Here is a 12,435-nt window from a genome sequence, read left to right on the forward strand (position 1 = left end):
TAAGCGTGAAACTTACCTCGAGATGAGTTTACTTTTAGGGCCGTCGGAGACTACGACGTTGATAGGCTACAGGTGTAAGGATAGTAATATCGAAGCCGAGTAGTACTAATTGCCCGTAAGCTTTAATTTTATTATTCGTTCCCTGCTCTGCAAAGAGCATTGTTTTACAACTTCCCAATATGTAAATTATTGTCGTCAAGACTAGAGATATACAAGATCTTATGGTGGTTTTGCCGAGGGTGTTCACCTCTTCCCATTCCGAACAGAGAAGTTAAGCCCCTCATGGCCAATGGTACTGCACTATCATGCGGGAGAGTAGGTAGCTGCCATGTTTATTTAAAGAGCCTTATCGTTCATTCGGTAAGGCTCTTTTGTTTTTATACCCCTTTACGTTAACCACCCCATCATTACGCAGATACACTGCGTACCCGCTCCGCACTTTTACATTCCAACCCAAACACACATATGCAACCACTAAAAGGAAAAATAGCTGTTGTAGCAGGCGCTACACGCGGTGCTGGCAGAGGTATAGCCTGTATGCTCGGAGAAGCAGGTGCCACGGTTTACTGTACCGGCAGAAGTACCCGCGGAAACCTGGCATCTGGCAGTAATCGCCCGGAGACCATTGAAGAGACTGCAGAAATGGTCACTGAAAAAGGAGGCACCGGCATTCCTGCGAGAACGGACCATAGTGATGAAGCACAGGTAGCAGCCCTGTTTGAACGTATTACGAAAGAACAGGGAAAACTGGATATCCTGGTGAATGATGTGTGGGGAGGAGATGCACTTATGCAATGGGGTAAGTCTTTCTGGGAAGAAGATCTTTCTAATGGATTTAAGATGCTGCAGCAGGCTGTGCATACGCATATCCTGACCAGTAAATATGCCATTCCATTAATGCTCCCCGTAAAGAACGGATTGATCGTAGAGATAACAGATGGGGATGGATTCTTTTATCGCGGACACTTGTTCTATGACCTGGTGAAAACTTCCATTATCCGCCTTGCTTTTGGAATGGCAGAGGAACTGAAAGAGCATCATATTACTTCCGTTGCCGTGACCCCTGGTTTTCTGAGATCTGAGGCCATGTTGGAGCATTTTGGGGTAACAGAGGAGAACTGGCAGGATGGGACTAAGGTGGATCCTAATTTCATCGCATCTGAGACACCTTATTTCGTTGGGCGCGCAGTGGCAGCACTGGCGGCTGATCCGGATGTATTTGAGAAAACCGGCAGGGTGTACAGTTCCTGGAACCTTTCAGATGAATATGGATTTATAGATATTGACGGGAATATACCTCACTGGAAGAATTATGTGGCGAAGATCATTCCTGACTATAAATACAAAGAATGTGACGATGAATTTTACAGTTACTGGCGGTTCTTATCTGGCAAAAAGATAGGGTCTACTGCCTGGGAATAAAAGATAATACTACAGACATATGTTTATTGTTTAGTTACGATAAAGCGCTGTGTTCACAGCGCTTTTTTTTAAACAAAAATGGCCCGGATACTTTATCCGGGCCATTTTATCAGAAGGCAAAGTCCGCCAGCTCTTCCGGCTTGATCGTGAACCTTTGCTTTAAGGGAATATTTTTGATGAAGATGGTATCCGGCGCATTGTCTTCTACATATGCGATAAAGGGAATGCCACGCTTCTCTGCGTATTTATATTGTTTGTCCTGTTTGATATCTTCTGTGAATAGTTCTGTTACAATACCCCGTTCACGTACCTGGCTCACATATTTGAAAACCTCCGGCAGTCTGGCTTCTCCCGGATGGAAAAAAATTACCTGTGTAGATTGCTGGGCAGCAGCGGGGAATAACTGCAGTTCTTCCAATACATCGTAGATACGATCTACGCCAAAAGAAACACCTACACCTGAAATGCCCGGTAAACCGAATAAACCGTAAGGTCATCATAACGGCCACCACCGCCTATGCTGCCCATATTCACTCCCGCAGGAGCTTTTACCTCTACGATCATACCTGTATAATAATTGAGGCCGCGTGCTAATGTGAGGTCAATGAGTGGTTCGGAATTGAAGGTGGCGAGTTTACCGTTTAATACATAACGTAACTCTTCTACTCCTTTCAACCCTGTTTCAGAGTTGGCGAGTAATATGGAGAGCCTTTCCAGTTTCTCTTTATTGCTGCCTTGAACAGCAATAAAAGCCATGACTGTATCTATCTCTGCTGGCTGCAGACCGCGTTGGGCCAATTCTTCCCGCACACCGTTATCGCCGATCTTATCCAATTTATCAATAGCAATGGTGATATCGATCATCAGGTCTGTACGGCCCACGAGTTCTGCCAATCCTGCCAGCACCTTACGGTTGTTGATCTTCAGCTGATAATCTTTCATGCCAAGATCAGTGAGTACTGTATCATAGATCTTCAGCAATTCCACTTCATTGACAAGGGAATTACTTCCCACCACATCAGCATCACATTGGTAGAACTCGCGGTAGCGGCCACGTTGAGGTTTATCTCCCCGCCATACCGGTTGGATCTGGTAACGCTTAAAGGGTAGTACCAGTTTGCCATGGTTCATCACCACGTAACGGGCAAAAGGAATGGTGAGATCGTATTTTAAAGATTTTTCGCAGAGTAATAAGCTCAGTTCCCGATTGTCTTTTGCCTGTTGAGCACGGCCAAGGATGTCCCCATTGTCCAACACCTTAAAAATGAGGCGGTCTCCTTCTTCCCCGTATTTTCCGAGCAGCGTAGAGGTATTTTCCATAGCTGGTGTTTCCAGCGGCTGGAAGCCGTATAGTTCAAATGTTTTGCGGATGGTTGCAAGAATATAGTTGCGCTTGCGTACCACTTCCGGCCCGAAATCTCGTGTACCTGCGGGGATACTTAATTTTGCCATTATGATCAGGAATGAATTTGAATATAATATTTTACTGATTTACAATGCGTTCACAGGCATTGTGGATCAGGTTGAAGACAGGCTCAAACAGTGCATCATCGTACCAGGGGTCTGGTACCGGCTGCTGGTGTTCGAGCAATAATTGTACCTTTTCGCGGTCTGCATTACTCCGGGCTTTGCGCAGCACATCCCGGTAGTTGTCCAGGTCCATCACATAGATCCGGTCGAAAGTATCAAAGTCGCCCGCATTGAACTGCCTGCCTCTTAGCCCTGAAATATCAATGCCATGCTGCCTGGCCACTTTCACTGATCTGGCGTCTGGCGGGTCTCCCACATGCCAGTTTCCGGTGCCGGCGGAATCTATCTCCCAGTTTAAATGCTTTTGTGCGGCCATATGGCGGAGAATGCCTTCAGCAAGGGGAGACCGGCAAATGTTGCCGAGGCAAACCATCAATATCTTCATTGTTGCTGTTTCTGGAAGAGTAAACGGCTGGTAACCAGCGGCTTATTTTCCTTGCTGGCACCGCTTCCTCCTCATTTTTCTGACCGCAAACCTACCGAATTTTCAGGGAAGTCTATAATGCATTCTCGTACAATTGCATATGTTAAAACTTTGCTGTAATATGGAAACAGGGAAGCAATGCATCTCTAAAATGAAGACTGCTGAAGATTTTTTAACAAACGAATAAGTTTCTATGACTAGCAGAAAACAATTTTTTTTGTATACTTGTAATTTGCCACCATGCAACAGGAGAACGAACACAGGAACAAACGAATGAATGTATCTTATCGTCCAATGGGCGAGTTGATCAGGGGAGTATTTTTATAGCCTTCGGCTTATATGCACTTTTCTCCGAGCGGTTAGGCTTAGGCCAACTTTCTTTATCACCGGAAGTACTTTATGCACTCGGTGGTATTTTATGTGCGTATGGATTATTTCGTGTGTACAGGGGAGTTAAACAATTATTTTTTTGATCCTATTATTTCGTCACCATTAGACAGACAGTGCGTATGTTTTTAAGAACTAAAAACTGGATGAGGATTTTATTTGCAACCATGAGTGGCATGGTGGTTGTAGCAGCTTGTAATTCAGGATCAACTTCTAACGGAGAAGAGAAGGATACGCCCACTTCAGGAACTATTCATATTTCTGTAGATGAGACTTACAAACCGCTTTTAGATTCAGAGATCAAAGTATTTCAATCTTTATACCCGAAAACAAAGATCATTGCTGAATACAAACCTGAGGCAGATTGTTTTAAAGATCTGTTCAGCGATAGTGCCAGAATGATCATTGTTACCAGGGAACTGAAAGACGAGGAGAAGGAATATTTCAAAAGGAAAAGATCCGCCCGCAAAGTCTGAAGCTGGCAACTGATGCGATAGCGCTGATCGTGAACCACGCTAACCCGGATTCCATCCTTACGATGGACCAGGTGCGCAAGATCATGGTGGGAGAAGGAGATAAGCCATGGCAGATTGTATTTGACAATCAGAATTCCAGCACGGTACGTTTTATCCGTGATTCCATCAATAAGGGTAAACCTTTACCAGCTACTACCATGGCTGCGAAAACGAATCCTGAGGTGATCGATTACGTATCCAAGAATAAGAATGCGATCGGTGTAATAGGTGTGAACTGGATCTCAGATACAAATGATTCAACAGCGATTGATTTTACAAAGCAGGTGACTACAGTGAAATTACGTGCGGATGGTTATACTGATTTTGTGCAGCCGTATCAATTTTACATTGGAATGAAATCATACCCGCTGACACGCGGCATGTTTTATATCTTGAAAGAACCTTATCAGGGCCTGGGCGCGGGGTTTGCCACTTTCCTCGGCGGTCAGGAAGGCCAACTCCTGATAGGTAAGTTTAAATTGTATCCTGCAAGACTGAATATTGTCTTCCGGGAAGCTACTTTGAAATAATAAATACTGATAAAACACAACTAAAACCGGATTGCTCATGAACAGAAGGAAAAGTTTATTTGTAGCCATGCTCTGCATAGCCAACGGGGCCATGGCACAATCTGTGGAAGATGGTTTGAAGGATTTGTACTATGGCAAATTCCAAACCGCGAAACAGAACCTTGAAAAGGCGATAGCCGCCAAACCAACGGATGACCGCGCTTATTATTACCTCGGTATAGCTGAGCTGGGATTGGAAAACCGCGATGGCGCAGCCGCAGCCTTTACAAAAGGTCTTGCTGCAGTACCTGCTTCCCCACTGCTGACTGCAGGTTTAGGTCGTATTGACCTCCTGAACGGCAAAAATGCTGAAGCAAAGCAAAAATTTGAATCTGCCAGCACTGCCTCAGAAGGCCGTAATGGAGACGTTGCCCGCGCTATTGCAGATGCTAACAGTGAAATTGTTACGGGAGACCGTGGTTATGCACTGACCACTATGGAGAAGCTGCTGAATAACGAAGGCCGTAAGAAAAAACAAATGTACACCGCTACTGCGGCTGATTATATCGAGCTGGGCGATGCTTACCGTTTCCTGGGTGGTGAAAATGGCGGTAAAGCCATTGGCGCTTACGAAAAAGCCCTGGAACTGGATCCTAACAACGCCGAAGCTGTAATGAAGCAAGGGCTTGTAAACTACAACGCACGTTTGCTGCAGCAGGCTGTAGGTGACTGGACGAAAGCTACTAACATGGATGCAAACTATGCTCCTGCTTATTTTGAGCTTTACCAGTTCTACATCACGCTGAAAAAGGATCAATACTCTCCATCAAATGCTTCTAAGTACCTGCAAAAGTATGTAGAAGTGAGTGATCCTTCAGACAAAGCAAAGAACGAATACTACCTTGCAGCCCTGTCTTTCCTCCAAAAGGATTACGATGCGGCTATCAACAAGGCTAAAGCGCTGATGGCCAGTGCCAATGAAGTGTATAAAACGAAACTGACGCACCTGACTGCTGATGCTCATTTGCAAAAGGGAGATTCTCTCGCTGCAAAAACAATAATGGATGAGCGTGCCAAGGTCTTAGGGGAGGCAAAACTCGAACTCAACGATCTGAAACTCCTGAGTGCTATTTACGCAAAATTGAAATCCGGAGATTCTGCTACTCAGGCGCAATTCACATTGCAGGCAGGTAACTACCTGGAGAATATGCAGAAGCGGATACTGCAAAAGATGCAGAGAAATTCCGTGGTATTGCAGAGGCATTCAAAGGATGAACAACTATGCGAAAGCTGCTAAATGGTATGGCAGAACACTGGCTGTAAAAGACAATCCCCGTGCCATTGAAGACCAGTTCTTTAAAGGTATTTATGAGTACTATTCTCAGCAATATGCTTTAGCAGATTCTACCTGGTCAGATTTCACTACCAAGTATCCTACTCAGGCAAACGGATTTTACTGGAGAGGCATGAGCAACTTTGCAGTTGATCAGCAGGCTAAGGAAGGTAAAGCGAAAGAGCCTTTTGAAAAATACATCTCCATGATCAAACCTGAAGATGAAGCAAAATCCAAAAGGAATCTTACGAATGCTTACACTTACCTGATGCTGTATCATTACAACAAGGATGATAAAGCCTCTATGCAGCCTTTCATGGACAAACTGGTAGCTATTGACCCGGCCAATGAAACTGTTCGCCAGGTGAAGGAATATCTTGAGTCTACCAACAAAGCAGCTTCTGGTGGTGGTACCGCCGCTAAGACACCTGCTTCTAAAGGCAGCAAATAAATAGAATTATAGGATAATAGATCCGGTAAAAGGCAGCGCTCATGAGCGCTGCCTTTTTTTTATGGCTAAACAGCCCTTTTCTGTGATAGAATAGGTAACTATTTCTTTTCCAATAGCCTTCCTCCGTCCCGCAGATTTAACTTTTCATGCATTGTTTTTACCGTTAGAAATGAGTAAATTCAGTGAAGAGTAAGCCCCCAATTTGCCGGACTTCGCTCTCTTTCTGGCATGTTTTTTATACGAGTAACCTATACCGGTTGTAAACTAAACTGACTCCGGTATGTATTTTACGGATTAAAACTAAAACCCATGAACAAGCGTATCAGCACTTTAATAGCCTTGCTGTTCCTGGCCAGCGGGGTCATGGCTCAGTCAATAGAGGATGGACTTAAGAAGCTTTACTACGGTAAATACGCCGGAGCAAAGCAGGATTTCGAGAAGGTGATTGCCGCTAAACCTACGGAGGATAGAGGTTATTATTATCTGGGGATCTCTGAACTTGGCCTGGAAAATAAACAAGGGGCAACCGCAGCATTCCAGAAAGGATTGCAGGCAGTTCCCAATTCTCCATTGCTGACGGCAGGTATGGGCCGCATGGACCTGCTGAATGGCAACGCTTCCGCTGCCCGCCAGAAGTTCGATGCCGCTACCACCGCTACAAAAGGTAAAAATGGAGAAGTGGCGCGTGCCATAGCAGATGCCAATTCAGAAGTGAAAGGAGGCGACAGGAATTATGCGCTGACCACCATGACGGTGTTAATGAATAATGAAGGGGCTAAAAAGCGGGATGTGTATAATGCCACTGCGGCGGATTACATAGAACTGGGAGACGCTTATCGCTCCCTGGGTGGTGAAAATGGCGGTAAAGCCATTGCAGCATATGAGAAAGCCCTTGAGCTGGAAGCCAATAATGCAGAAGCAGTGATGAAACAGGGACATGTGAACTACAATGCCAAGCTTTTGCAGCAGGCGGTAGGGGATTATGCGAAAGCGGCCACCCTGGACCCTAATTATGCTCCGGTGTTCTACGAACTGTATCAGTTTTACTACACTCCCAAACCACAGCAGTTCTCTTTACCCAAGGCTAAGGAAAATCTGCAGAAGTACCTGAGCCTTTCTGATCCCGGAGATCGTATCAAAAATGAATATTACCTCGCTTCCATTATGTTCTTTGACAAAGACTTTGATGGCGCGATCGCCAAGGCAAAAACCCTGATACCCCAGGCTAATGATTCCTATAAAACAAAACTGAACCGTATGATAGCGGATGCTTACCTGCAAAAGGGGGATTCGCTGAATGCAAAGCAGGCCTTTGATGAATATGCCCAGAAAACAGGAGAAGATAAACTGGAACCCATTGATTTTAAACTGGGTAGTGAAATCTATGGCCGTATCAAATACCAGGATTCTGCTCAGCAGGAGCAAATTGACCAGAAGGCTTTAACCTATCTTGAGAAATTTGCTGCTTCGGATACGTTAAAAGACCTGGACAGGTATGAAGGTGTGGCTAAGGCCTTTAATGCAGCCCGCGTATATGATAAAGCGGCAGAATGGTATCAAAAGTATATTGATCTGAAAACGGAGCTGAAAGAGAAACCTGCTGCAGTGGATTATTTTAATGTAGGGTTTAATTATTACCGTGCTTCTGCAGGTAACACTACGGATACCAATATGCTGAACAAATCAGCGGAGGCATTTGCCAAACTGTCCTCCAACTATCCGGAACTGACCACGGGCCATTACTGGCAGGGCATGACGTCTGCAGGTAAGGATGTGGAGGCTAAAACCGGGTTGGCGCTTCCTTATTTTGAGAAGTATATTTCCATGGCGGAAGCGGATAGCCAAAAGAACAAGGCCGGGCTGGTAAAAGCATATACTTACCTGATGGTATACTATTATAACAAGGACGATAAAACCAATATGCAGAAGTACATGGATAAGCTTTTGCCGCTTGATCCGAATAGTGAACCTATTAAACAGATCAAGGATAACCTGAGCAATAAGAATTCGGCCCCGGCCAAAACAAGTGCTCCGGCAAAGGCAAAAGCCAGCAGTTAGCATCTGGTAAGAATGCCCGGCTAAAACAAAAGCCAGCCAGTAAAACTGAGCTGTAAGAATGTAGTAAGAATACGGTAAGAATGCTCCGCCAAAACAAAAAGCAGAGCAAAGCCAAGTAACTATATTTCAGTAACTTATTTTTAGGTGCCTCCGGTTACTACCGGAGGCATTTTTGTTGTTAGTGCTTTACGCTCAATTGTTTAGGAATTGTCATACCCAAACAACTATGCATTTGGAAACCCCGGAAACCCAAACAATCATATCTGATTATATTACATATACAAAAAAAAGATTAGATTTTCCCCCGTCATGGATTTGATTTATGCATTTCTTGCAGTATTTTTGCGCTTTCGGACAATTATATTGGGAAGCTTATGTTTTTTGCCTCTGAATTTTTGACTGCCAGCAGTACTCCTTTTAGTTATTTCCCTATCGTTTTGCAACTGATTGCAGCCTTGGGGTTTGTTGGCGTTACGATGATTGCCACCCATTTTTTAGGTCCTAAGCGGAAAACCAGCGATAAGTTGGTGAATTTTGAGAGTGGTATTGAACAAATGGGTAATGCCCGTCAGCCAGTGGCGGTTAAGTACTTCCTCACGGCTATCCTTTTCGTTTTATTCGATGTGGAGGTAATCTTTTTCTACCCTTATGCTGTTAATTTTAAGGCTTTAGGTTGGGATGGTTTTTGGGCTGTACTGGCATTTGTAGGTTTCTTCATGGCCGGTTTCTTCTATATTATCAAGAAGGGAGCATTGCGCTGGGAAGATTAGTCAGGATTAAGTTAACTATTTATAAAATTCTCCCTGTTAACGCAGGGGGATAAGGAGGGTAAAGATTATGTCTCGTCCTGTTCAGTTTAACGACAAGGTGAAGCTGGTAGAAATACCGGAAGGGTATACCGGCGAAGGATTTTTCGCTACTTCATTTGATAAGGTAATTGGTGCCGCAAGGAGCAACTCCATCTGGCCATTACCGTTTGCCACATCCTGTTGTGGTATTGAATTTATGGCCACCATGGCCGCTCACTACGATATCTCCCGTTTTGGTTCTGAACGTTTAGGCTTCACACCCCGGCAGTGCGATCTGCTGATGGTGATGGGTACTATTGCGAAGAAGATGGCCCCTGTATTACGCCAGGTGTATCTGCAGATGGCAGAGCCACGCTGGGTAATTGCTGTGGGTGCATGTGCGAGCAGCGGCGGTATTTTTGATACCTACTCTGTGCTGCAGGGTATTGATCAGGTGATACCGGTGGATGTGTATGTACCAGGATGCCCGCCACGCCCTGAAGCGATCATTGACGGGTTCATGCGTATACAGGAATTGGTTGGGCAGGAAAGTTTACGCCGCCGCCATTCAGACCGGTACCAGGAGTTGATGAATTCCTACGGAATACAATAGAAAAGTTAATAGCTTATACATGTCTTTGACGAACGAGCATATAAAAAACAGGCTGGCAGAGAAGTTTGGCGATGCAATTACCAATTTCGAGGAGTCTTTCGGGATGATGAGCTTTCATGCCTCCAAGGAGATCAACCTCAAAGTGATGCAGTTCCTTTATGATGAACAGGACCTGCAATTTCGTTTTCTCTCTGATCTTACGGCAGTGCATTATCCTGATCAAAAGGGGGCTGAGCTGGCTGTAGTGTACCACCTGCATAATTTTGTTGATAATGTGCGTTTGCGCTTCAAGGTGTTTACGGATGTAAATACACCTCAGGTGTTCACGGCCACGCAGATCTTTTCTTCCGCTAACTGGATGGAAAGAGAAACGTATGATTTCTTCGGTATTGATTTCGTAGGTCATCCAAACCTGATCCGCATCCTGAATGTGGACGAGATGGATTACTTCCCGATGCGTAAGGAATTTCCGCTGGAAGACCAGAGCAGAACGGATAAAGACGATGAGATGTTTGGCCGTGGAGGAAACACAGCAGGGATCTAAATTTTGAATTTTATTTAGCCAGGATATGTCAGAGCAACATATAAAATTACCAGACGGTTCCATAGAGAAGCAAACAAGCACGCTCAATCTGGGTCCTACACACCCTGCCACGCACGGTGTGTTCCAGAATATTATGGAAATGGATGGCGAACGCATTGTGTCCGCCACGCCTACTGTGGGTTATATTCATCGTGCTTTCGAGAAGATAGCAGAGCGGAGACCTTATTACCAGATCACACCATTAACAGACCGGCTGAACTATTGTTCGGCTCCTATTAATAATATGGGCTGGCACCTGACGGTGGAAAAACTGCTGGGCATCCAAACCCCCAAACGGGTAGATTACCTGCGCGTGATCATCATGGAGCTGGCACGTATTACGGACCACCTGATCTGTAATTCTGTAATTGGTGTGGATAGCGGGGCCTTTACAGGGTTCCTCTATGTAATGCAGTACCGTGAGCTGGTATATGAAATTTATGAAGAAGTGTGCGGCTCCCGCCTCACTACTAATATTGGCCGCGTAGGTGGTTTTGAAAGGAACTTTACACCGGTTGCTTTCCAGAAGATCGAGAAATTCCTTGCGGAATATCCTGCGGTGCTGAAGGAGTTTGAAAACCTCTTTACCCGTAACCGTATTTTCATGGAACGTACCCAGGGTGTTGGTGGCATTACTGCTGAAAGGGCTATGAACTACGGTTTTACCGGTCCTAATTTAAGGGCTACCGGTGTGGATTACGATGTGCGCATCGCTAATCCATATTGTTCTTATGAGGATTTTGAATTCTCTATTCCTGTAGGTACTACCGGTGATACATACGACCGTTTCCTGGTGCGTAATGCGGAACAATGGCAAAGTCTCCATATCATCCGTCAGGCGATGGATAAACTGAAGTCACTGCCAGAAGATGTTTACCATGCGGATGTTCCGGCCTATTACCTCCCTGATAAATCTGATGTATACACGAAGATGGAAGCGCTGATCTATCACTTTAAGATTGTGATGGGTGAAACTGATATTTTACCTGGTGAGCTGTATAATCCTGTAGAGGGTGCGAATGGTGAACTTGGTTTTTATCTTATCAGTGATGGCGGACGTTCCCCATACCGTTTGCATTTCCGCAGGCCTTGTTTCATTTACTACCAGGCATATCCTGAGATGGTACAGGGAGCGATGCTGAGTGATGCGATCATTTGTATGAGTTCGCTGAACCTGATTGCGGGTGAGTTGGATGCTTAAGAAGAATAACAATAAAGAAGTTTTATAAATGGCCGTTCAATTTTCTGAAGAGAAGCTGAATAAAGTAAAAGAGATCATAGCACGCTACCCGGAAGGGAAGCAGAAGAGTGCACTGCTGCCGGTGTTACACCTGGCGCAGGAATCGTTCGGCGGCTGGCTGAGTGCGGAGTCGATGGATTATGTGGCATCGCTGCTGCAGATAGAACCGATTGAAGTGTATGAGGTGGCTACCTTTTACTCCATGTACAATCTGAAACCTGTTGGTAAATATCTGTTCGAGGTATGCCATACAGGGCCCTGCATGTTGAATGGTTCTGATAATATTGTTGCGTATATCAAAGAAACACTGGGGATCAGTAATGGTGAAACAACGGCTGACGGGCTTTTTACTTTGAAGACAGTGGAGTGCCTCGGGGCTTGTGGTTATGCGCCGATGATGCAGTTAGGTAAACACTTCAGGGAGCATCTCACCAAAGCAAAAGTGGATGAGATCATCGCGGAGTGCAGGGCTAAGGCTGGTGAGGCGGCTGCAGTGTAAAGGAGGAGAATAGAAGTGTGAAAGCAGATGCAGTGAAGAGGATGAGTGCAGTGATAAAACATCAATGAAGAGATGGAAGCATC

The 12,435-nt window shown here is 45.1% G+C and carries 12 protein-coding genes, 2 rRNA genes and 1 pseudogene (1 of these 15 cut by a window edge); 12 read left to right on the top strand and 3 right to left on the bottom strand.

From position 1 onward, the window contains the following. The 3 genes from AAHN97_RS00010 to AAHN97_RS00020 all read left to right on the top strand — a co-directional run. A 23S ribosomal RNA gene (locus AAHN97_RS00010) occupies positions 1-130 on the top strand; it begins 2,753 nt to the left of the window's first position. Between the two features lie 90 nt (positions 131-220). Next, positions 221-332: ribosomal RNA gene (gene rrf, locus AAHN97_RS00015) — 5S ribosomal RNA — on the top strand. A gap of 133 nt (positions 333-465) precedes the next feature. Beyond that, the gene (locus AAHN97_RS00020; RefSeq protein WP_343305542.1) at positions 466-1,422 is read left to right on the top strand and encodes an SDR family oxidoreductase; all 957 of its coding nucleotides are present in this window, start codon (positions 466-468) and stop codon (positions 1,420-1,422) included. A 109-nt stretch (positions 1,423-1,531) separates the two neighbouring features. Here AAHN97_RS00020 and AAHN97_RS00025 read toward each other — a convergent pair whose 3' ends face one another. The 3 genes from AAHN97_RS00025 to AAHN97_RS00035 are packed head-to-tail and all read right to left on the bottom strand — an operon-like array spanning position 1,532 to position 3,337. Then, entirely contained in the window at positions 1,532-1,840 is a 309-nt protein-coding gene (locus AAHN97_RS00025) for a His/Gly/Thr/Pro-type tRNA ligase C-terminal domain-containing protein (RefSeq protein ID WP_343305543.1), read from the bottom strand. A 35-nt stretch (positions 1,841-1,875) separates the two neighbouring features. Continuing rightward, a complete protein-coding gene (locus tag AAHN97_RS00030; RefSeq protein ID WP_343305544.1) occupies positions 1,876-2,874 on the bottom strand; it encodes a histidine--tRNA ligase in 999 nt (332 codons plus the stop codon). Positions 2,875-2,905: 31 nt separating this feature from the next. Next, positions 2,906-3,337, bottom strand: a complete 432-nt coding sequence (locus tag AAHN97_RS00035) for a low molecular weight protein-tyrosine-phosphatase (RefSeq protein WP_343305545.1) — start codon at positions 3,335-3,337, stop codon at positions 2,906-2,908. A 602-nt stretch (positions 3,338-3,939) separates the two neighbouring features. On the opposite strand from AAHN97_RS00035, the pseudogene AAHN97_RS00040 reads away from it, so the two are divergent. The 9 genes and pseudogenes from AAHN97_RS00040 (at position 3,940) to AAHN97_RS00080 (ending at position 12,352) form a co-directional block, all read left to right on the top strand. Beyond that, positions 3,940-4,808: pseudogene (locus tag AAHN97_RS00040) on the top strand (substrate-binding domain-containing protein). A gap of 37 nt (positions 4,809-4,845) precedes the next feature. Next, complete coding sequence (locus AAHN97_RS00045; RefSeq protein WP_343305546.1) at positions 4,846-6,084, top strand: tetratricopeptide repeat protein; 1,239 nt, start codon at positions 4,846-4,848, stop codon at positions 6,082-6,084. Then, positions 6,059-6,571 carry a hypothetical protein gene (locus AAHN97_RS00050; protein WP_343305547.1) on the top strand — a complete coding sequence of 171 codons (513 nt, stop codon included), beginning with the start codon at positions 6,059-6,061 and terminating at the stop codon, positions 6,569-6,571. The genes AAHN97_RS00045 and AAHN97_RS00050 overlap by 26 nt, the downstream gene beginning before the upstream one ends. Positions 6,572-6,880: 309 nt before the next feature. Further along, a complete protein-coding gene (locus AAHN97_RS00055) occupies positions 6,881-8,629 on the top strand; it encodes a tetratricopeptide repeat protein (protein ID WP_343305548.1) in 1,749 nt (582 codons plus the stop codon). Between the two features lie 374 nt (positions 8,630-9,003). Next, positions 9,004-9,399, top strand: coding sequence for an NADH-quinone oxidoreductase subunit A (locus tag AAHN97_RS00060; protein ID WP_074240343.1), 396 nt, complete (start codon positions 9,004-9,006; stop codon positions 9,397-9,399). 67 nt (positions 9,400-9,466) lie between these two features. Then, on the top strand, positions 9,467-10,030 hold the full coding sequence (locus tag AAHN97_RS00065; protein WP_343305549.1) for an NADH-quinone oxidoreductase subunit B: 564 nt from the start codon (positions 9,467-9,469) through the stop codon (positions 10,028-10,030). Positions 10,031-10,049: 19 nt separating this feature from the next. Beyond that, complete coding sequence (locus AAHN97_RS00070) at positions 10,050-10,574, top strand: NADH-quinone oxidoreductase subunit C (RefSeq protein ID WP_343305550.1); 525 nt, start codon at positions 10,050-10,052, stop codon at positions 10,572-10,574. A 25-nt stretch (positions 10,575-10,599) separates the two neighbouring features. Then, positions 10,600-11,814 carry an NADH-quinone oxidoreductase subunit D gene (locus AAHN97_RS00075; RefSeq protein WP_343305551.1) on the top strand — a complete coding sequence of 405 codons (1,215 nt, stop codon included), beginning with the start codon at positions 10,600-10,602 and terminating at the stop codon, positions 11,812-11,814. A gap of 28 nt (positions 11,815-11,842) precedes the next feature. After that, positions 11,843-12,352 (top strand): NAD(P)H-dependent oxidoreductase subunit E, encoded by a 510-nt coding sequence (locus AAHN97_RS00080; protein WP_343305552.1) that lies wholly within the window; start codon positions 11,843-11,845, stop codon positions 12,350-12,352. Positions 12,353-12,435 lie beyond the last annotated feature (83 nt).

The organism is Chitinophaga niabensis, from assembly GCF_039545795.1.
In the GTDB taxonomy this organism is placed as follows: Bacteria; Bacteroidota; Bacteroidia; order Chitinophagales; family Chitinophagaceae; genus Chitinophaga; species Chitinophaga niabensis_B.